This is a genomic window from Nocardiopsis sp. NPDC006938 (assembly GCF_042869555.1).
Taxonomy (GTDB): domain Bacteria; phylum Actinomycetota; class Actinomycetes; order Streptosporangiales; family Streptosporangiaceae; genus Nocardiopsis.
In genome coordinates this window covers 48,967-69,790 of sequence record NZ_JBIAGA010000002.1, presented here as the reverse complement: position 1 = coordinate 69,790, position 20,824 = coordinate 48,967, and the positions used below count along the sequence as shown (strand labels likewise).

The following is a 20,824-nucleotide window of genomic DNA, read 5'->3' as shown; positions in this document are numbered from 1 at the left end:
AACTCCACGGTCGGAGCACCGGTACGGGCTCCGGGGCCTCGGTCCGGGGGCGCGGGCCGCAGGGCGGGCGGCACGTGGAATGGGACACAATCGGCGTATGAGCTTTCCTCGCCAACAGGCCAGAACCCAGCGCTTCACCATCGGAGTCCCGCGCGCGTTCCAGATCTCCCCGGACGGCGAACGCGTCACCTTCCTGCGCGGGCGCGACGGCACCGACCGGGCGACCTGCCTGTGGTCGTACACCGTGGAGACCGGTGCCGAGTCGGTGCTCGCCGACCCCCGCGAGCTCGGCGCCGACGACGAGAACCTGCCCCCCGAGGAGCGGGCCCGCCGTGAGCGGATGCGCGAACACGGCGGCGGCATCGTCTCGTACAGCGTGGACGACGCGTACACACGGGCGGTGTTCACTCTGTCCGGGCGGGTGTTCTACGTCGACCTCGTCGGGGACGACACCTCCCCGCGCGAACTCCCCGTGGCCAGCCCCGCCGTCGACCCCCGGATCTCCCCCGCGGGCGACCGGGTGGCCTACGTGCACCGAGGCGCGGTCCGCGTGGTCGACATCGCCGACGACGGCGACACGGACCGCGACCGCGTGCTCGTGGAGCCGGACGGCGAGAACGTCACGTGGGGCCTGGCCGACCTGGTCTCGGCCGAGGAGATGCACCGGACGCGCGGCTTCTGGTGGTCGCCGGACGGGCGCTCGCTGGCGGTCAGCCGCGTGGACGAGTCCGAGGTGAACCGCTGGTTCGTCGGCGACCCCAACCACCCGGGTCGGGAGCCGCAGCCGCTGCGTTACCCGGCGGCCGGGACCGCCAACCCCGACGTGCGGCTGGCGGTGCTCCCGGTGCCGTCCGCGAGCGCCTACCGACGCGACGGGCGCCCCGTGCCCGCCCCGATCGAGTGGGACCGCGAGACCCTGCCGTACCTGCCCACCGTGGGGTGGACGACCGGCCCGGACGGCAACCCCGTGCTGGTGTTCACCGCGCAGAGCCGCGACCAGCGCACCCTCACCCTGTTCAGCTCCGACCCCGCCACCGGGCTCGTTTCCGAGGTGCGCACCGAGAGCGACGACGTGTGGGTCGAGATCATGCCGGGCGTGCCCGCGTTCACCTCCTCCGGTGAGCTGGTGTGGATCGGCCGTGACGGCACACGGGGCGAACGCCGGGTGTTCGTGGGCGATCGGGCGGTCAGCGCCGAGGGCGTGTACGTGCGCGGCGTGGTGGACGTGGATGGCGACCGGGTGCTGTTCAGCGGCTCACCCGCCGGGCGGCCCGGGGACGTGTCGCTGTGGCTGGCCGACACCCGGCTGGGCACCTGCGCCCCGCTGGAACTGCCCGGTGGTGACGACGACGGTCACGGCGGCGTCCGCTCCGGCCAGCTGCGCGGCGACACCCTCGTGGCACAGCACCGTTCGATGGACTTCACCGGGGTGCGGACCCTGGTGGTGCGGGACGCCGCGCGCGAGACGCGCCGCACGCACGGGGAGATCGAGAGCCTGGCGCAGACCCCCGACCTGCCGGACGTACGGGTCACCACCTGGAGGTCCGGGGAGCACGGCGTGCCCACCGCGCTGATCCTGCCGTCCTGGTACCGGGAGGGCGGGGACCCGCTGCCGGTACTGGTCGCCCCGTACGGCGGCCCGCACGCACAGCGGGTCCTCAACGCGCGCGGCGCGCACCTGGCCTCCCAGTGGTTCGCCGAGCAGGGGTTCGCGGTGCTCGTCGCGGACGGGCGCGGCACACCCGGTATCGGGATGGACTACGAGCAGGCGGTCCACCACGACCTCGCCGTCCCCGTCCTGGAGGACCAGGTGGCGGCGCTGGAGGACGCGGCGGAGCGGTTCGACTGCCTGGACCTGACCCGGGTGGGCATCCACGGTTGGTCGTTCGGCGGGTACCTGGCGGCGCTGGCCGTGCTGCGCCGCCCGGACGTGTTCCACGCGGCGGTGGCGGGCGCCCCGGTGATCGACTGGTCCCTGTACGACACGCACTACACCGAGCGCTACCTGGGCACACCCCAGGACCAGGCGGAGGTGTACGCGCGGTCGTCGCTGATGGCCGACGCCGCCAAGCTGGAGCGGCCGCTGATGTTCGTGCACGGCCTGATCGACGACAACGTGGTGTTCGCGCACACACAGCGGATGTCGGAGGCGCTGCTCGCCGCCGGCCGACCGCACACGGTGCTGCCGCTGTCGGGCGTGACCCACAGCCCGGCGGACCCGGTGACGGCGGAGAACCTGCTGCTGTTGCAGGTGGACTTCCTGAAGGGGAACCTGCCTGGCTCGTAGGCACGGATAGGCGGTTAGGCCGAGTCGGGAGGGTCGCCGGACCCGGTGCGCGGCCCCGGTTCCGACTCCCTCCTGCGGGGAGGTCGGGGCCGGGGCCGCGCCGTGTTCTTCCGGGGTCAGGGACTGTCCTCGATCTCGTCCTCGGTCGGGACCTCGATCGTGACCGGTTCGTCGAAGCTGACCACGAAGACCTCCCAGGCGTCCACGCCGCCGAACTCGTCCTCCTCCCCGGGGGCCTGGTCGGCGGAGTGCTGGAACCGCTGGAACCGGCCGTCCACACCGATCCACAAGTCGAACTCGTAGTCCCGGAGAACGGGGCCTTCCGCGGACGAAGCCTCTCTCGTGTAGGTGCCCGCGTAGTGGTGGGCCGGGCCGTGGTCCGGCTCCGTCTCGAACAGTGTCTGGTTCACCACGGTGTTCTGGACCTCGTCGGTGACCCCCAGGTAGGTCACCCGGGGGTCGGCCTCCGGAGTGAGCAGCCGGGAGGGGAACCACAGGAAGGACCACTGCTCGGAGCCGAACTCCGCGTACTGCGTATCCCTGCTGGCCGGTTCGGTGTTACGGGAGTAGGGCCCACGGACCAGTTCCTCCCAGGTGGGGGCCTCCGACACCAACCGGCTCAGACGGTCCGCGCCCTCTCCGGTCACGGGGTTCCCGCCGACCGCGAGCGTCTCCGGGATCACCGGTCCCCCGTACTGCGCGCTGTAGACCGCCGAACGCGGTGTGTCCGTGTACCGGTGGACCACGAACAGGCCGTGCGCCGACGCCCCCATGAGGCGCTGGTAGGCCTCGAAGCTCCCCACCTCGTTGGCGAGGGCGATCGCCTCGGAGAGCACCCCCTCCCAGTCCTCCGGGTCCTCGTCGACGGCCGGGACCGTGCTGGTGACGTCCGCACCGTCGAGGCCGGCGTCGTCCGCGCCGGAGTCTCCCGTACTGGCCCCCAGCCCAGGGAGCCCGAGGGCGGGGACGCCGCCGCCCGGCCACACGAACACCGCCCCGGCGACCAGGGACAGGGCCAGGGCCGCGCCCCCGGCCGCGACCAGGGCTCCCTTCGGCCGACGGCGCACCCGCCGGGCCCTCGGAGCGGAGATACCGTGCCACTCGGTCGCGAGCAACCCCGGAACGACCTGGGTGGGGTCGGCCGGATCGACCGCGGCGACACGGGTCGCCGCCCAGGTTCCGGTGAGCGCGGACAGTGCCTCGGCGGCCGTGGGCCGCTCGTCCGGGTCCTTCGACAGAGCGCGGCGCACGGGGTCCAACAGTGACGCGGGCAACCGGGACAGGTCGGGGTCCTCGGTGCGGACACGGTGGGACAGCACGTCCGGCTGACCGGTACCGAAGGGGTTCTCCCCCGTGGCGGCGAACAGAACCAGCGCACCCCAGGCGAACAGGTCCGAGCGCTCGCTGGCCTCCTGGCCCAGGTACTGCTCGGGAGCCACCCAGCCGGGGGTGCCGAGCAACCCCCCGGTCGCCGTGAGCGCGGTACCGTCCGCGGCACGGGCGATACCGAAGTCCAGCACCTTCGGACCGTCCGGCGCCATGATCACATTGCCCGGTTTGAGGTCCCGGTGCACCACCCCCGCCGCGTGGATCGCGGACAACGCCTCGGCCAGGCCCACGGCGAGCGCCGTGAGCACCCCGCCGGTGAGCGGACCGTGCTCGCGGACGTACTGGCGCAGGGTCAGGCCCGGAACGTACTCGGTGGCCAACCACGGCGTGACCGCCTGGGTGTCCGCCCCGAGGAAGGCCGGAGTACAGGTGGCCCGCACTCTGGCGACCAGCCCCACCTCACGAGCGAACCGGGCACGGAACTCGGCGTTGGCCGCGAACTGGGGGTGCACCACCTTGACCGCCGCCGGGGAGCCGTCCCCCGCCAGCCCGGCGTAGACGGCGCCCATGCCGCCCGCGCCGATCCGGCCCACCACCCGGTAGGCGCCGAGCTGGTCGGGGTCGCCCTCGGCGGGCCGCTCGACGCCCGGTGGGAGGTGGTGTCGGGTGAAGGGCGGGCGCGTCTGGGCGTGGGGGCTCACGTCTGCTCCGGTTGGTCGGTGAAGGCACAGCTGGCGGTCAGGGCGCCGTCGGTCATCGTGGTGTCGTGCGGCTCGACACTGCCCGCACCGTACTGCGGCTCACCAGCGGCACCGACCTCGTTCGGGGTGACGCACACACCCCCCGCGTACCTGAGGTCGTGCTGGGCCCGCCCCCTGATCGATGCGGGTACGTGGTAGACCACTCGGGCCCCCCTGAACACCACCCGGACCCGTGCCGAGGGCTCCTCCGGATCGAGGTCGGCGAGGATACCGGTGGTGAGGGCGGACTGGAAGTCGAGGCTCTCCTCCCCGGAGCGGATGTCCCGCACCCCGACGAACTCGTCGCTGTGCACCCGCAGGGACCCGTGGTCGGGCAGGTACTCCAGATCGACGGTCAGCCTGTTGTCGCCGAACTCCCCGTACCGGACAGTGCCGAAGGTCAAGCGTAGAACGTCCAGCGACTCCCCCTCACCGGAGACGGGTTCGAGGCGGCGGATCAGCGCGGATTCGGTTCCGGGTTCCGGCTCCACCACGACGTTCCCGGACTGGTAGAGCTCGCGGTACTCCTCGGGGACGCCATCCGGGGGTTCACCCGGCTCGCCCTGCCCTCCGCCGATCCCCGCGTCATCGGTCCCGTTCCCCGCCACCGAGGTGGTGGGGTCATCGGCTCCGCCCTCGGTCGCTGGCAGAGAGCCCTCTCCGGTGAGGGCGCGCAGACCGATCCCGACGACCAGGGCGAGAGCCGTCACCCCCGCGACCGCGACGAGGGCACCCCGGTGCCGACGCGCCCAGCCCCGCCGGGGCGGGGCGCCCCGCGACCACTCGTCCTCGTCCAACGCCGGTTCGGGCACGGGGCCGGTCTCCCGCACCCGTTCCAGCACCCGGGTGGCGTCCGGTTCGCCCCCGGCTCCGAGCATCCCCGCCAGGGTGTGCCGGAGCTCGATCGCGCTCGGACGCGCATCCGGGTCCTTGGCCAGGGCCCGCGCCACCACACCGCGCAGGGGCTCGGGGACCCCGCTCAGGGAAGGCGGTTCGGAGAGGATGCGCGCGACGACGACGTCTGAGGTACCCGCACCGAAGGGCCCCTGTCCGGTGGCGGCGTGGGCGACGAGCCCGCCCCACGCGAAGACGTCCGAGAGCTCCGTGGCCGGGGCGCCTCGGTACTGCTCGGGCGAGATCCAGCCGGGCGTTCCTACCAGACCGCCCGTCCGGGTCAGGGCCGTGCCGTCGGTGGCCCGCGCGATCCCGAAGTCCAACACCTTCGGTCCGTCCGGGGCCAGGATCACGTTGCCCGGTTTGAGGTCCCGATGCACCACCCCCGCGGCGTGGATGGCCGTCAACGCCTCGGCGACCCCGTACGCGAAGCCGGTCAGCGCGCTCCCGGACAACGGCCCCCGCGTGCCCACGGACTCGGCCAGGGTGGGGCCCGGCACGTACTCGGTGGCCAGCCACGGCACCTCGGCCCGGGTGTCCGCTCCGAGGAACTCCGGGACACAGGTGGCGCGTACGCGACGGACCAGACCCACCTCGCGCGCGAACCGGTCCCGGAAGTCGGCGTCCGAGGCCAGGACCCGGTGGACGCACTTGATCGCCACCCGTCGGTCCCGGCCGTCCAGGGCCGCGTACACCACGCCCATTCCGCCCGTTCCCAACCTGCCCACCAGACGGTAGGGACCGAGGTATCGGGGGTCGACGGGGTCGAGGGGCGCGACACCGGTGTGGGTTCCGGCCGAGGAGTCCATGGGGGTTCCTGGATGGGGGTGGGTGGCGGGTCGATCGGAGCACGTCACGGGTGAAGGCGTTCCCTGGTGTACGTGGAAGGACTTCGAGGATCTGGGACCGGGCGGCCCGAGTCGACCCGGTGCCGTACACAGATGAGACGCCACCGCTGACGGCCCGGTTCACCCACCTTCGGTGACTGAACCATGCGGGTGGACCGCTCCGGTTGGCCGTAGACACGTTCAGGGGCCGGTGTCCGCGACCACCGCCGCAGGCACCAGCCGCGCCCCGCACACGCCCCCGCCCGGTCACGCGCGGCGGTATCGATCCCGGAACCGGTGGTTCACGACCCTTCGAGGAGCTCGCTGTCGATCTCGACCTCCTGGTTGAAGTTGTAGAACTGCACCGTACGCGTGAGAGTCAAGAACTCCCCGGGGTTCTCACCGGGTTCGTCCGTCACCGCTTCCAGGTAGTAGGCGAGCGGATACCCCTCCTCGGAGATCCAGATGTCGAACTCCGTCTCCAAAGTCCTGGACTCAACGAAGTGACGGTGTTCTTGGGTCACAGTGCCGGTGTAGCGGTGTCCCTCCCGAGCGGCATCGCCCCCCTGCTCTCTGAGCCCTTCGTCTATCAGATCCGGAGAAGCGAACTGATCACTCAACAGGGCCACACCCGAGTGCTCGACCTCCACACCCTGATCACGGATGCCCTCGAAGACCTCGAGCAACCCCTCCCATTCGGTGCGGAGGTCGATGTCATACTCATCGGCCAGGGGACCCGCATGGAAGTTACGGCCGATGACCTCGTACGGACTCGCACTGGCGCGAATATCCGTCCAGGCCCGGCGTTCGTCCAGGTTCTCCCCGGTGGCGACGATGCCGTCGCTCCCCGGACCCAGGTCGCGCCCCCTCACCATTACAGGTTCCGGGTCTTGCCTGTACCAGTAGGTGTACACAACCGCGCTCACCCCAGGACTGCTGTCCCACCAGACGTCATGGGAGGTGAAGCTGTCGGCCTCCAGCGCGAGGGCCATGGCCTCGGCCAGGACCGCCGCCCCGTCAGACGGGTCAGCCTCGATGGCGGGGGTGTCGTCCTCCCCGACGGCCACCGTCTCCTCGACCGGGGCATCGTCCCGGAAATACAAGACCCCGGCCGTCGCCGCACCGCCGACCAGTGTCAGCGTGCCCAGTACCGCCACGACACCCTTGGCCCCGGACAGGGCACCGATCACCCCGCCGGTACCCGCCGCACCACCGGCGGCTCCAGCGCTCCCGGCCGCGCCACCCGCCGTGCCCATGGCACCGGCCGAGCCCATACCGCCCACAGCACCAGCACCAGCACCAGCACCAGCACCAGCACCAGCACCAGCCGAGGCTACTCCCCCGGCCGCGCCAGCAGACGCCCCCGCGGCACCTCCCGCACCACCAGCAACACCTGACCCCAGCGTGCCAGCGCCCACCGCACCCAACCCCACCGCCGAAGCGGTGCCCAGCGCCGCCGCCCAACGCGCCGGATCGTGACCGGCCGCGTCCACACCACGCCAGTAATCGGTCAGCATCCCCCGCAACGCACGCTGCGTCCGCGTACGATCCGGAACGTGCGCGTCCGCCTCCACCAGAGCAGGCAACAACGCGGTCAACAGATCCACCGCCGTCGGCCGGTCGGTCGCGGCAACCGACAACGCCCGCTCCACCCAAGGCAACAGGTCCTCAGGAACCCCCTCCGTGTCATGGGCTCCGCTCTTGACCCGCCCGGCCAACTCCGACGCGCTCCCCGTCCCGAACGGGTTCCGGCCCGTCGCGGCCAACACCACCAGACCACCCCACGCGAACACGTCCGCCGCCGGATCGGCCACCGCCCCCGCATACCGCTCGGGCGCCGTCCATCCAGGGGTCCCATAGGAAGCGGAAGCATCCACGGCCGGATCAGTGCCGATCTCCACCGCGATACCGAAGTCCACGATCTTCGGCCCCTCCGGAGCCAGAATGACGTTCCCCGGCTTGATGTCACGATGCGCCACACCCGCCGAGTGCAGCGACGCCAAACCCTCCGCCATACCCAAAGCGAACGTACGCAGCATGTCGCCGTCAAGGGGCCCGAACTCACGCACATGGCGCCGCAGATCACGCCCCGGCACATAGTCGAACGCCAACCACGGCACCGGCGCCGACGGGTCCGCACCGTGCACCCGCGCCGTGCTCACACCGTCGACTTGACGCAACATCCGCACCTCACGCGCGAACGCCTCCCGATGCCCGGGCCGATCCGCGAACCGCGCGTGCACGGTCTTGACCGCGACACACACACCACGAGAATCCAGCGCCGCGTACACCACACCCATACCACCAGCACCGATCCGCCCCACCAGACGGAACGGACCCATCTGACGCGGATCGGACCCGGCCAACGGGTCAAGACCAGGAGGAAGACCCTGCGGGGAAGAGCCCTGCGGAGGAACCGGTCCCAAGGCCGGATCGGGGAACGTACTCATCGTTTCCTTTCACGATGACGGGGGCACGGTACGAATCGTGGGGGAAGACGCTGGAGCGGGTCACTCCGGCGGGGCTTCGGGGGAAGGTCCCGAACGAAGGATCGCAGGTGGGTCGGGGCGTGCGGCGGGCGGCCCGCCCGGGCGGGGGTCGGGGCCGCTCAGGGGCGCGCCGCGAGGATCTCGGATTCGTCGGGAACCTCGACCTCCACGGGGAGACCGAACCGGAGGAAGTCCAGTTGGTGGGTGAAGGTCAGCTGTTCGCCCTGCTCCGCCATGGCCTCCGGGTCGGGCACACCCACCACGGCGAGCCGGACCGGGTACCCCTCGTCGGAGATCCAGAGTTCGAAGTCCATGGTCACCGGCTCGAACTCCGTGACGTCCACGAACTGGTGCTCGAACGCTCCCGTGTAGTGGTGGCCACCGCGTTCCAGGGGGTCGACGTCTCCCAGTAGTTCCTCGGGGATGTCGGCGTCACCGATCGTGCCCTGGCCCTGGTAGTCGACCCGGGCACCCTCGGCGGTGAGGCCCTCCAGTGAGCGCAGGTGTTCCTCCCACACGGTCCTGGGCTCCTCGGTGTCGTCGGAGCCCGGACCGGGGTCGCGGAAGTACTGGCGTGCGCCCTCTCCGAGCACGGGGGTCGTCTCGGGAGCGAAGTGCACGAGTTCGGCCAGATCCTCGCCGAACGACACCTCTCCGGCCGAGCTGGGGCCGAAGTGCATCGTCCGGGACATGGCAGGCTGCGGTTCCTCCGTGTACCGGAAGTGGGTCTGTGCCCGGCTGCCGACGTCGTTCGTGTGCAGGAAGGTGTAGGTGGTGAAGCTCTCGGCCTCCAGAGCGAGCCGCACCGCGTCCGCCACCACCGCGTCGATGTCCTCCGGGTCCTCGGCCACGGCGGGGCCGGTGCGCTCCTCCTGGGAGGCGCCCTCCCCCGGCTCCTCCGTCGCGCCCGTACCACCGTCCCCTGCCGGGGCTCCCGCCTCTCTGGCCAGGGCCCAACCGCCCAGGAGGGCCACGACGAGGACGGCCGCGGTCCCCGCGAACAGGGCGGGGCGTCCCACGCGTGCGCGGGTGCGTGTGCGGGTGGTACTCGGTTCGGGGACGCTCATCCCGGTCCACTCGGAGGCGAGGAGTGCGGTCACCGCCGCGGCCGGTTCCTCCCCCGCCGTGAGTTTCTGAAGGAGTTCGAGTGCGGTGGGGCGCTGATCGGGTGCCTCCGCCAGGGCCCGGCGGACCAGCGCTGCCAGGTGCGCGGGAAGAGCGCCGGGCTCGGGATCGGGTCCGGCCTCCCCCGGCTCCCTTCCGGTGGCCGCGAACCGGACCAGCGCGCCCCAGGCGTACACGTCGGCGTACCCGGTGACCGCGCCGGGGCCGGGTTCGGGGGTGTCCGGTCCTCGCGTGGACGCGGTGGCGCGCTGTTCGGGCGCGGCCCACTGCCGCGAGTGGATCGGGAGTCCGGTGGCCTGGACGATCCCGAGGTCCACGACCCGGGGTCCTTCCGGTGACATGACCACCCGGCCCGGGTCCAGTGCCAGGTGCTGGGCGCCGACGGCGTGCCCGGCCGCCAGGGTCTCGGCGACCCCTGCCGCGAGGGCGGTGAGCACGCCGCCGGTCAACGGTCCGTGTGCGGCCACGTGCTCGGCGAGCGTCGATCCGGGTGTGTACGCGGTGGCCAGCCACGGTGCGGTGCTCCGAGCGTCGGCGGCCCGGTGGGCCGCCGCGCACAGGGAGCGCACCTGGGCCAGGCGGGAGAACCCGGCCTCCAGCCGGGCTCTTGCTCCGGGGGCGTCGGCCAGGTCCGCCGGGACGACGCGGACCGCGCGGGCCGTGCCCGCGCCGTCCAGACCGAGCAGGACCGTGCCCGCCGCGTCGTGGGTGATCCGGCCGACGACGCGGTGGTCGCCCACCGTCTCGGGGTCTCCCTTGGCCGGGGGCCGCACGCCCGCCGGCAGGTGGTCGCGGTCCACGGGGGTGGTCGCGCTGGGACGGGACGCGCTGGTGGGGCCGTTGGGGGGAACGTTCATGGGGGGCGTTCTTCCGATTCGAGGGCGGAGTGGGGTTCCTGCCGTCCGGGGCCTCGGGACGCGGTCCGCCGGTGTGATGCCGCCGTCCGCGTCCGGGTTCACCCCGGGTCACGGGTTCCGTACGCGGTCGGACGGGGGCCGTGGCGCCACACCCGGCTGATCAGGGCGGCGCATCGGGGCTAGCCTGGGGGTATGCGCTCGTACACCCTGTTCCTGGCTCTGGCGGCCGACCTGCTCTGCGTGCTGGTGTTCGTCGTGGTGGGCAAGGCCGACCACGCGACCGGCCTGGGCCCGGCCGCCGTCGCCTCGACCGCATGGCCGTTCCTGGTGGCGCTGGCTCTGGGGTGGGCCGTCACCCTGGCCTGGCGCTCCCCTGGCCGGATCTGGCCGACCGGGGCCCTGGTGTGGGCGGTGACCGTCGCGGGCGCCATGGTGTTGCGCCTGCTCAGCGGGGAGGGAGCACCCTGGTCCTTCGTCGTGGTGACCTCGCTGTTCCTCGCCGCGACCATGCTGGGCTGGCGCTCCGTGGCCCTGTTGGTGTCGCGGAGGAAGCGACAGGCGGCGGCCTGAGGGGCAAGACTGGGGGCGTACGCCCCCGGCTTCCGTCCCAAGGAGGACCCCCATGGCCGACCCCGTCACCGCCGCCATCGTCGCCGCTCTCGCCACCGCCTCGGCCACCAAGTTGGGAGACGGGCTCGGAGAGGGCGCGGTGGCCACCTTCAAGTCCCTGTACAGGGCGGTCGCCCAGCGGTTCCGTTCGGAGCCCGAGGCGCAGGAGGCGCTGGACGACCTGCGTTTGGAGGAGGACGGCGCCGCGGCCGTGGAGACCGTCGCGGCGCACCTGGAGCGCGCGGGGAGCGAGGACCCCGAGATCGGTCGGCTCCTGGCGGAGCTGCGCAGCCGAGTGGGGGAGGTCGCCCAGGAGGGCACGGGATCGGTCGTCAACCAGGTCCACGGGAACGTGAGCGCGTCGGCCCGGGTGATCCAGGGCCGCGACTTCCACGGCAGCATCCACCTGTAGGGACGGCGGCCGGGCCCGGACGGGCCCGGTACGGTCGGCGGCGGTCGGTTCGTAAGCTGGAGTCGATGAACGAGCACGCCGCCGCCGAGGCCACCACCGCGATCCCCGTCGAGACCTCCACCGGGGAGGACGAGGCGCGGGAGGTCGGGGTGGGGCCGTGGTCCGGTCCCTGGCCGGAGGGAGACCACTACGATCCCGAGCTGCTGGCCCACGGCGACCGGCGCAACGTCGTCGACCACTACCGGTACTGGCGCCGTGAGGCGATCGTGGCCGACCTCGACACGGTCCGGCACGGGTTCCACGTGGCGGTGGAGAACTGGTCGCACGACTTCAACATCGGTTCGGTGGTGCGCACCGCCAACGCGTTCGGCTGCGCGGCGGTGCACATCGTCGGCAAACGGCGGTGGAACCGCCGGGGCGCGATGGTGACCGACCGCTACCAGCACGTCCACCACCATCCTGACACCGGGTCGCTGGTGGCCTGGGCGGCCGCGCGAGGCCTCGCGTTGATCGGTGTGGACAACCTGCCGGGGGCGGTCCCCCTGGAGACCTACCCGCTGCCCCGCGACGCCGTGCTGGTGTTCGGGCAGGAGGGGCCGGGGTTGTCGGAGGAGGTGCGCGAGGTGTGCTCGGCGGTGCTGTCGATCGCCCAGTTCGGGTCGACGAGGTCGATCAACGCGGGCGCCGCCGCGGCGGTGGCCATGCACGCCTGGGTGCGGGCGCACGTGTTCGACCAGCCGGTGTCCGACGGCGCGGCCGCCGCTCGTTCGTGATGGTCCCGTGATCTAACATGAGCGGGTCGCCCCCTACCAGGAAGTAGCCAGGATGAGTTCGACCGTCACCTCCACCGCCCGCCCCGCCACCCTCGACGACGTGCCCGGGGTGGCCCGGGTGCTCAGCCGCTCGCTGCACGACGACCCGCTGTTCCGGTGGTTGTTCCCCGACGACGAGCAGCGCATGGCCCGGGTCCGCAGGTTCTTCGCCCTGACGACGGGGTTCGGCTACGTACCCGCGGGCGACACCCGGGTGACCGAGCTGGCCGAGGGGCCCGGCTCCGCGCCCGTCACGCGGGCGGCCGCGCTGTGGGCCCAACCCACCAGCAACCCGGAGGGTCCGATGCTGTCCGTGCGCACCTGGCCGCACTGGGGCCCGCTGATCGGCCGCGCCCGTCTGGCGGCGTTCGTCCGGATCTTCGCGGAGTGGAAGATGTCCTCCCCCCAGGAACCCCACCTGTACCTGGCCGCTCTGGGAGTGGACCCGAGCTTCGTCGGTACCGGGCTGGCGGGTGGCCTGATCACCTCCGGTCTGGACCGGGCCGACTCCGAGGGGCTGCCGGTCTTCACCCAGACCCTGAACGACAAGAGCATCGGCTTCTACGAGCACTTCGGTTTCCGCTGCGTGCACCAGGTCCCGCACGAGGGTGTGGGCACCAGCTACTTCCTGCTCCGGCCCTCCTCCTGACCCTGCGGTGACACCCGTCGGGCCCTTCCCGGAAAACGGCCCACCGGTGGTGTTCGCGCGATCTAGCATGGGCGGTGACGACCCCGGGAAGAGGGAGACTGCTCCGATGAGCCCCATGGCCGCCACGGTCGAGTCGGTCCGTACCGCCACCATGAACGACGTGTCCGGGGTGGCCCGGGTCCTCGGTCGGGCCTTCTACCACGACCCCTTCTTCCGCTGGGTCTTCCCCGACGACAACCGCAGGATGGCCCAGACCACCCGGGCCTTCGCGCTGATCGCGGGGTTCGGCGGCGTCCCGGAGGGCCGGGCCACGGTGTGCGAGGCCCGGGAGCGGCCGGGGGACGCGCCCGTGGTGTGCGGGGCCGCCCTGTGGACCCCGCCGGGAGAACCCGGTGAGCGCCCGTCCGTGATGCTGCGGTCGCTGCCGCACTGGATCACGCTGGTCGGCCTCGCGCGCCTGCCCGAGATGCTGCGGTACATGATCGAGTTGCGCGCCTCCTCCCCCGAGGAGGCGCACTGGTACCTGTCGTCGTTGGGCACCGCCCCGGCGGCGCGGGGCACCGGCGTGGGGTCCCGGCTGCTGCGCGCGGGTCTGGCGCAGGCCGACGCCGACGGGGTCCCGGTGTACCTGGAGACCATGAACTCGGCCAACATCGGCTACTACGAGCGGTACGACTTCCGGGTGGTCCGCGCCATCAACGACCCGGCATTCCCGTCGACCTACTGCATGCTCCGCCCCGCCGTCTGATCCGATACCCCCCTGTGGTGGTATCACTGATTGACTCCATCAGTGAACGAACATGCACCTGCGGCTTCCGGACGAGATCCACGAGCGGCTCAGGCAAGCCGCCGAGGCGGACGGAAACAGCGTGAACAGCGAAGCGGTCACCGACTACCCCGCGCGTCGTCAGACTGACAAGGTGCGCGACATCGCCCGAAGAATCGCGCAGGAGGACGCCGATCTCCTGGCGAGGCTGGGCGAGTGCCCCCCCGACACTGACTCCGCCTACGACTTCGTGATCACCGTGACCACTGGAGAACTGGTGGACGTACCGGAGATCGCCACACACTTGAGAGCACTGCTCCAGAACTGACCCGAACTCGCGGAGGGGCCGTCTCCCGACGGGAGACGGCCCCTCATGCGACCGGGGTCGCGGCGCGGACGCGGTGGTCCGGGCTGCGGTGGTCCTAGCCGACGCCCTTGCTGAGCGAGCCCAGCAGGTCGCGGTTGAGCTGCGAGATCGTGTCCAGCGGGATGCCCTTGGGGCAGACCGCGGCGCACTCACCGATGTTGGTGCAGCCGCCGAAGTCCTCGTGGTCGTGCTGGTTGATCATCTTCACCACGCGCGAGGCCCGCTCCGGCTGCCCCTGCGGGAGCATGCCGAGGTGGGTGACCTTCGCGGCGGTGAACAGCATGCCGGAGGCGTTCGGGCAGGCCGCCACGCAGGCACCGCAGCCGATGCAGGTCGCGGCGTCGAACGCGCGGTCGGCGTCCGGCTTCGGGATCGGGTTGGCGTGGGCGTCCGGCGCGGTACCCGTGGGGGCGCTGATGAAGCCGCCCGCCTGGATGATGCGGTCGAACGACCCGCGGTCCACGACCAGGTCCTTCACGACGGGGAAGGCCTTGGCCCGCCACGGCTCCACCGTGATGGTGTCGCCGTCGTTGAAGCTGCGCATGTGCAGCTGGCAGGTGGTGGTGACCTCCGGGCCGTGGGCCTCGCCGTCGATGACGACGCCACAGGCACCACAGATGCCCTCGCGGCAGTCGTGGTCGAAGGCGACCGGGTCCTCGTTCTCGAGCGTGAGCTTCTCGTTGAGGACGTCGAGCATCTCCAGGAAGGACATGTCCGGCGAGACGTCCGTGAGCTTGTACGTGACCATGCGGCCCTCGTCGTCACGGCCCTTCTGGCGCCACACGCGCAGGGTGATGTTCACTTGTAGCTCCGCTGCTTCATCTCGACGTACTCGTACTCCAGGGCTTCCTTGTGGAGCACGGGCTTGCTGTCAGTGCCACCGAACTCCCAGGCGGCGACGTAGGCGAACTCGTCGTCGTGGCGCAGGGCCTCGCCGTCCTCCGTCTGGCTCTCGGAACGGAAGTGGCCGCCGCAGGACTCACGGCGGTGCAGGGCGTCGATGCACATGAGCTCGCCCAGCTCGAGGAAGTCGGCCACGCGGTTGGCCTTCTCCAGCGCCTGGTTGAACTCCTCGTTCGTGCCCAGCACCTTGACGTCGCGCCAGAACTCGGCGCGCAGCTCGCGGATGAGCCCGATCGCCTTGCGCAGGCCCTCCTCGTTGCGCTCCATGCCGCAGTAGTCCCACATGATGTGGCCGAGCTCCTTGTGGAAGGAGTCGACGGTGCGGGAACCGTTGATGGAGAGCAGCTTGTCGATGCGGGAGGTGACCTCCTCCTTGGCCTTGACGGCGTCGGGGTGGCTCTCGTCCAGCTTCTCGAACGGCCCTTCGGCCAGGTAGTCGTTGATGGTGTTCGGCAGGACGAAGTAGCCGTCCGCCAGACCCTGCATCAGCGCGCTGGCGCCCAGGCGGTTGGCGCCGTGGTCGGAGAAGTTGGCCTCACCGGTCACGAACAGGCCCGGGATGGTGCTCTGGAGGTCGTAGTCGACCCACAGGCCACCCATGGTGTAGTGCACCGCCGGGTAGATGCGCATCGGAACCTCGTACGGGTTCTCGCCGGTGATGCGCTGGTACATGTCGAACAGGTTGCCGTACTTGGCCTCGACGGCGTCGCGGCCCAGCCGCGCGATCGCGTCCGCGAAGTCCAGGTACACGCCCAGGCCGCCGGGGCCGACGCCGCGACCCTCGTCGCAGACGTTCTTGGCGGCGCGGGAGGCGATGTCACGCGGCACCAGGTTGCCGAAGGACGGGTAGATGCGCTCCAGGTAGTAGTCGCGCTCGTCCTCGGGGATCTGACGCGGGTCGCGCGTGTCGCCGCCCTCCTTGGGCACCCAGATCCGACCGTCGTTGCGCAGCGACTCGCTCATCAGGGTCAGCTTGGACTGGTAGTCGCCGCTGACCGGGATGCAGGTCGGGTGGATCTGCGTGTAGCAGGGGTTCGCGAAGTGCGCGCCCTTGCGGTGGGCGCGCCACGCGGCGGTGACGTTGGAGCCCATGGCGTTGGTCGACAGGAAGAACACGTTGCCGTAGCCGCCGGTGGCCAGGACCACGGCGTCGGCGAAGTGCGTCTCGATCTCGCCGGTGACCATGTCGCGGGCGATGATGCCGCGCGCCTTGCCGTCCACGACGATGACCTCGAGCATCTCGTGGCGGGTGTTCATCTTGACGGTCCCGGCCGCGATCTGCCGCTCCTGCGCCTGGTAGGCGCCGATCAGCAACTGCTGGCCCGTCTGGCCGCGGGCGTAGAACGTGCGGGAGACCTGGACGCCGCCGAAGGAGCGGTTGTCGAGCAGACCGCCGTACTCGCGCGCGAACGGCACGCCCTGGGCCACGCACTGGTCGATGATCTCGACGCTGGTCTGGGCCAGGCGGTACACGTTCGACTCACGGGAGCGGAAGTCGCCGCCCTTGACCGTGTCGTAGAACAGGCGGTGGATGCTGTCGCCGTCGTTGCGGTAGTTCTTCGCGGCGTTGATGCCGCCCTGCGCGGCGATGGAGTGCGCGCGGCGGGGGCTGTCCTGGTAACAGAACGAGATGACGTTGTAGCCCGCCTCGCCCATGGTCGCCGCGGCGGCCGCACCGGCCAGGCCGGTGCCGACGATGATGACGGAGAGCTTGCGCCGGTTCGCGGGGTTGACCAGCTTGGCCGAGAAACGGCGCTGGTCCCAGCGCTCGTTGATCGGGCCTTCGGGCGCCTTCTCGTCGCGGATCGGGGCGCCCTCGATGTAGAGGTCGTTCTCAGACATTTACTTCACCAGTCCAAAGGTGACCGCCAAGGGCGGAAGCAGGAAACCGACCGTCACGACCAGCGCGATCGCCACGGCGACCGCGTTGATCTTGCCCTGGCGGCTCGCCTTGTTGACGCCGAGGGTGGCCATGCCGCTCCAGATGCCGTGCCGCAGGTGGAAGCCCACGGCGATGACGGCGAGGACGTAGAAGAGCGTCACGTACCAGAACTCGGGCTGGAAGCCGTGTACGAGCCGGACGAAGGGGCTGTCGGACTTGCCGCCGGGGGCGATGACGTTCACCGTGAGGTGGAGGATGTGGAAGACCACGAAGAGCGCGATCAGCACACCGCCCCAGCGCATGGTGTAGGAGGCGTAGGTCCGCTGGACCCGCTTCTTCACCACGTAGCGCTGCTCACGTGCGTTGCGCGCGCGGATCGTCAGAACCGCGGCGGAGTAGATGTGGATCAGGATGCTCGCGAGGAGCACGATCCGGAAGACCCAGAGGAAGCCGCTTTCGGGAAGGAGCGGGTATCCGATCTCGCGCAGGGCGTGCGCGTAGCCGTCGAAGGCCTCCTGGCCCACGAAGACCTTCAGGTTGCCGTACATGTGCGCGATCAAATACAGCACGAGGATCGCACCGGAGGCAGCCATTGCTGACTTGAGCGCCACCGTGGACCCGTAGGCCGTAGACCGCTTCTTGGTCAAGGTACTGTTCGCCACAGCCTGCCACTCTAAATTCGAGGTAAGTCCGGCGTCCAAGTCATCGGGACCCTGGTGTCGATAGCCATAGGCTATGGACCATGCAGTTCCAACAGCTGGCCTACTTCGTCGCTGTCGCCCGCACGCGCCATTTCACCCGTGCAGCCGAGCTTTCCCGCGTCGCCCAGCCGAGCTTGAGCAAACAGATCCGCAGCCTTGAGCGCGAGCTGGGCGCGCCGTTATTCAGTCGTGCTCGGGGAAACATCACACTCACTCCGGCCGGCGAGGCCCTGCTTCCGCTCGCCCAACGCATCCTCACCGACCTGGAGACGGCCCGGCGGGAGGTCGCCGAACTCGCCGGTGTCCGGCGGGGGCGGGTGCGTCTGGGCGCGACCCCGTCGCTGTGCGCGGGGTTGCTCGCGGACGTGCTGTCGGACTTCCACGCACGTTACCCGGGGATCGAGCTGCGGGTGGAGGAGAGCGGCTCCCGCGACCTCATCCGGGACCTGGGCCGGGGGGAGCTGGACCTCGCCTTCATCATCCTGCCGCTCCAGAGCAGTGACCCCGACTTCTCCACCACCCCCATCCTGCGGGAGAACCTGGTGGTGGCCAGCCCGACCTCCCGCCCCTCGCCGAACGGACGCGCGTCGATCCGCATCACGGAGCTGGAGGGGCGGCCGCTGGTGATGTTCCGGCGCGGGTACGACGTCCGCGAGGCGACCCTGCGGGCCTGCCGCGCCGCCGGGTTCGAGCCGCACCTCGCGGTCGAGGGCGGGGAGATGGACGCGGTACTGCGGTTCGTGGAGGCGGGCCTGGGGCTGGCGGTGGTGCCCAGTATGGTGCTGCGCAACCGGCCCGGCCTGCGCGGAACGCCGCTGGCCCGGCCGAGGCTGCTGCGCACGGTCGCCCTGGCCCGGAGGAAGGACGTGGAGCCCTCGCACTCGGCGGAGGCCTTCCGCCGCCACCTCAACGCGTACCTGCTGGCGATGTCGCCCGAGGACCTGGGGCCGGACCTGGAGGTGCTGATCTCGGCGGCGGACGCGGGCGACCCCGACCACGAGCGGGGCTGGCACGGCGCGGGCACCCGGGAGGACGGGGCCCCCTGATCGGCGGATTCCAGGGGGCTCTCCCCCACCCGCGGACCCGCCTTCGACACGCTCCCCCGCCGCCCGCTTCGCCCCGTTCTGTCACCGACGCTCCCCCGAACCGGGGTTCCTTCTCCGGACCGCCTCCCTGGGTGAACCTTGAGGCCACCCGCCACCACCGGCCGTCTCCCGCCGGGACCGCGCGGGAGCCAACCGTCCCCTACCCCGAACGTGGTCCCGTCATGAGGTTCAGTTCCTTCTCCCGTCCCCAGGTCGTGTCGGTCGCCGTCGTGGCGGTCACCGCGGCCGTCGCCCTCAGCCCGCCCAGGCTGGCCCTGGCGCTGGTCTTCGCCGGGCTCGCCGTACTCGCGCTCGCGGTGGCCTTCTCCGTGGACAGAGAGCGCAGAACCCTCTCCGGGAAACTGGAGGAGGTCCGCGTGCAGCTCGACGAGATGGCCCGCGAGCACCGCGACGAGCTCGGCGCCGCGCGCGACCGCGACGTGCGGGTGCGCCAGACCATCCAGGAGGCCGCGGACGCCTGCGCGGACCGCACCGTCGAGGGCTGGGCCCGGTACGAGCGGCAACGGCCGCGCGGCCCGGAGGGGCGGATCGCGGAGGCCGCGCGCGGCCGCCGTGGAACCGGCGGGGACGGCGCCGAGGCCGACTCCGAGTCGGCTCGGACCCCGGCGGAGCGGAGCCTGCGCCACGCCCAGGACCTGCTCTGGAACGGGTACAGCTCCCTGGGGCTCGAGCGCCTGCGCACGCTGGGAGCCGACACCGAAGCCAGCCCGGGCCTGCGCGCCGAGGCACACAAGACCCTGTCCAACTGGCACCGCGCGACCGGGCAGCCCGACTCGGCGCGTGACCACGCCCACCTGGCCGACCTCGCGGCCCCGCGCGCGGCGCGGGGGGCGTCCGGGGTCCCGTCGCTGCTGACCGCGCGCATCCGGGCCCCGCGCACCGCCCGCCACTTCGACGTGGTGCTCATGTCGGACTTCCGCCTGCCCGGCGGCAGCACCGGCAGCAACCTCCAGGAGATCGCCGCCCAGCGCGGCGCCGGTCTCACCACCGGTCTCGTGCACCACCCCGTGCTGCGCGCGGACCAGTCCCGGGGGGTCAACCCCAGGGTCCTGGCCGCCGTCGACAACGACCGCGTCCGGTTCGTGGCCCCCGACGAACGGGTCACCTGCGACCTTCTGGTGGTGCGGTTCCCGCTCATCGGCCAGCACCCGATGGACGTACTCCCCTCCGTGGAGGCGGCGCGGAGCGTCGTGGTCCTCAACCAGACCCCGGACCGCAGGTACGGGACGGCGGAGGATCGGGGTCTACGGCGGGCGGAGCGCAACGAGGCGTGGAACGTCGCGCGCTGCGTGGAGGGGTTCACCGCCATGCTGGGCGAACACTCCTGGTACCCGATCAGCCCCCGGGTGCGTGAGGCGATGCTCCTGCACCACGCGCCGGAGATGGCGGGGGTGCCGCTGGCGGACGAGGACTGGGCCAACATCATCGACCTCGACGCGTGGCGGCGGGGCGGGCGGCGCAACCCCGACGGCCGGGTGCTGCTCGGCCGCCACTCGCGGGACGACCGGGACAAGTGGCCGGAGGACCCGGCGGTGCTGGCGGCCGCCCACCCGGCGCTGCCCGGCTGGGAGACCCACGTGCTCGGCGGCACGAGGTACGCCGAGCGCGCGCTCGGCCAGGAGGGACTGCCGGAGCACTGGACGTCGCACCCGTTCGACTCGATGGACGTGCGGGAGTTCCTGCACGGCCTGGACGTGTACGTGTACTTCACCGGCCGCGGGCACCTGGAGCCGTTCGGCCGGTCCCCGCTGGAGGCCGTGGCGGTCGGGCTGCCGACCCTCCTGCCGCCCTCCTTCGCCCCGGTGTTCGGTGACGCCGCGGTGTACACGGAGCCCGAGGGCGTCCGCGCGGAGGTGGAGGCGCTGATGGGCGACGAGGAGCGGTACGCGCACCAGGTGCGGATCGGGCACGAGGTGCTGCGTGACCGGTTCAGCCACCAGACGCACCTGCGCAGGCTGGCGGGGCTGGGGGTGCGGGTTCCGGCGGACGTGCTGGAGGCGCGCAGCGCGCTGCTGGTCCCCTGAGGCCCGCGTGTCCTCGACTTCACCGGCGGCACGGTATAGCTTGAC

The 20,824-nt window shown here is 71.6% G+C and carries 16 protein-coding genes; 9 read left to right on the top strand and 7 right to left on the bottom strand.

Annotated features, from left to right (window positions below):
* Positions 1–97 precede the first annotated feature (97 nt).
* Positions 98–2,287 carry a prolyl oligopeptidase family serine peptidase gene (locus ACFYL4_RS03200; protein ID WP_387516074.1) on the top strand — a complete coding sequence of 730 codons (2,190 nt, stop codon included), beginning with the start codon at positions 98–100 and terminating at the stop codon, positions 2,285–2,287.
* Between the two features lie 116 nt (positions 2,288–2,403).
* Here ACFYL4_RS03200 and ACFYL4_RS03195 read toward each other — a convergent pair whose 3' ends face one another.
* The 4 genes from ACFYL4_RS03195 to ACFYL4_RS03180 all read right to left on the bottom strand — a co-directional run bounded on the left by ACFYL4_RS03195 (position 2,404) and on the right by ACFYL4_RS03180 (position 10,548).
* Entirely contained in the window at positions 2,404–4,317 is a 1,914-nt protein-coding gene (locus ACFYL4_RS03195) for a serine/threonine-protein kinase (protein WP_387516072.1), read from the bottom strand.
* Positions 4,314–6,059, bottom strand: a complete 1,746-nt coding sequence (locus tag ACFYL4_RS03190; protein ID WP_387516069.1) for a serine/threonine-protein kinase — start codon at positions 6,057–6,059, stop codon at positions 4,314–4,316. Before ACFYL4_RS03190 ends, ACFYL4_RS03195 begins: the two co-directional genes overlap by 4 nt.
* Before the next feature lie 320 nt (positions 6,060–6,379).
* The gene (locus ACFYL4_RS03185; protein WP_387516067.1) at positions 6,380–8,527 is read right to left on the bottom strand and encodes a serine/threonine protein kinase; all 2,148 of its coding nucleotides are present in this window, start codon (positions 8,525–8,527) and stop codon (positions 6,380–6,382) included.
* 158 nt (positions 8,528–8,685) lie between these two features.
* A complete protein-coding gene (locus tag ACFYL4_RS03180) occupies positions 8,686–10,548 on the bottom strand; it encodes a serine/threonine protein kinase (RefSeq protein WP_387516065.1) in 1,863 nt (620 codons plus the stop codon).
* A gap of 192 nt (positions 10,549–10,740) precedes the next feature.
* Here ACFYL4_RS03180 and ACFYL4_RS03175 point away from each other — a divergent pair, with 192 nt between their 5' ends.
* The 6 genes from ACFYL4_RS03175 (at position 10,741) to ACFYL4_RS03150 (ending at position 14,124) form a co-directional block, all read left to right on the top strand.
* On the top strand, positions 10,741–11,118 hold the full coding sequence (locus ACFYL4_RS03175; protein ID WP_387516063.1) for a DUF3054 domain-containing protein: 378 nt from the start codon (positions 10,741–10,743) through the stop codon (positions 11,116–11,118).
* A gap of 52 nt (positions 11,119–11,170) precedes the next feature.
* Positions 11,171–11,569, top strand: a complete 399-nt coding sequence (locus ACFYL4_RS03170) for a hypothetical protein (protein WP_357757838.1) — start codon at positions 11,171–11,173, stop codon at positions 11,567–11,569.
* Positions 11,570–11,634: 65 nt separating this feature from the next.
* Positions 11,635–12,342, top strand: coding sequence for a TrmH family RNA methyltransferase (locus ACFYL4_RS03165; protein ID WP_387516061.1), 708 nt, complete (start codon positions 11,635–11,637; stop codon positions 12,340–12,342).
* Between the two features lie 52 nt (positions 12,343–12,394).
* Complete coding sequence (locus ACFYL4_RS03160) at positions 12,395–13,030, top strand: GNAT family N-acetyltransferase (protein ID WP_387516059.1); 636 nt, start codon at positions 12,395–12,397, stop codon at positions 13,028–13,030.
* 106 nt (positions 13,031–13,136) lie between these two features.
* On the top strand, positions 13,137–13,778 hold the full coding sequence (locus tag ACFYL4_RS03155; RefSeq protein WP_387516057.1) for a GNAT family N-acetyltransferase: 642 nt from the start codon (positions 13,137–13,139) through the stop codon (positions 13,776–13,778).
* Between the two features lie 52 nt (positions 13,779–13,830).
* Positions 13,831–14,124 (top strand): Arc family DNA-binding protein, encoded by a 294-nt coding sequence (locus tag ACFYL4_RS03150; protein ID WP_387516055.1) that lies wholly within the window; start codon positions 13,831–13,833, stop codon positions 14,122–14,124.
* Between the two features lie 94 nt (positions 14,125–14,218).
* Here ACFYL4_RS03150 and ACFYL4_RS03145 read toward each other — a convergent pair whose 3' ends face one another.
* Genes ACFYL4_RS03145 through ACFYL4_RS03135 form a run of 3 tightly spaced genes read right to left on the bottom strand, consistent with a single transcriptional unit; the run spans position 14,219 to position 17,559 of the window.
* A complete protein-coding gene (locus ACFYL4_RS03145; protein ID WP_017542195.1) occupies positions 14,219–14,965 on the bottom strand; it encodes a succinate dehydrogenase/fumarate reductase iron-sulfur subunit in 747 nt (248 codons plus the stop codon).
* Entirely contained in the window at positions 14,962–16,908 is a 1,947-nt protein-coding gene (locus ACFYL4_RS03140) for a fumarate reductase/succinate dehydrogenase flavoprotein subunit (protein WP_387516052.1), read from the bottom strand. The genes ACFYL4_RS03145 and ACFYL4_RS03140 overlap by 4 nt, the downstream gene beginning before the upstream one ends.
* The gene (locus ACFYL4_RS03135) at positions 16,909–17,559 is read right to left on the bottom strand and encodes a succinate dehydrogenase cytochrome b subunit (protein WP_387516598.1); all 651 of its coding nucleotides are present in this window, start codon (positions 17,557–17,559) and stop codon (positions 16,909–16,911) included. It abuts the gene before it with no gap.
* Positions 17,560–17,690: 131 nt separating this feature from the next.
* Here ACFYL4_RS03135 and ACFYL4_RS03130 point away from each other — a divergent pair, with 131 nt between their 5' ends.
* Together ACFYL4_RS03130 and ACFYL4_RS03125 are read left to right on the top strand one after the other, a co-directional pair.
* A complete protein-coding gene (locus ACFYL4_RS03130; protein ID WP_357757855.1) occupies positions 17,691–18,695 on the top strand; it encodes a LysR substrate-binding domain-containing protein in 1,005 nt (334 codons plus the stop codon).
* A gap of 221 nt (positions 18,696–18,916) precedes the next feature.
* Positions 18,917–20,779 carry a glycosyltransferase family 1 protein gene (locus tag ACFYL4_RS03125; RefSeq protein WP_387516050.1) on the top strand — a complete coding sequence of 621 codons (1,863 nt, stop codon included), beginning with the start codon at positions 18,917–18,919 and terminating at the stop codon, positions 20,777–20,779.
* Positions 20,780–20,824 lie beyond the last annotated feature (45 nt).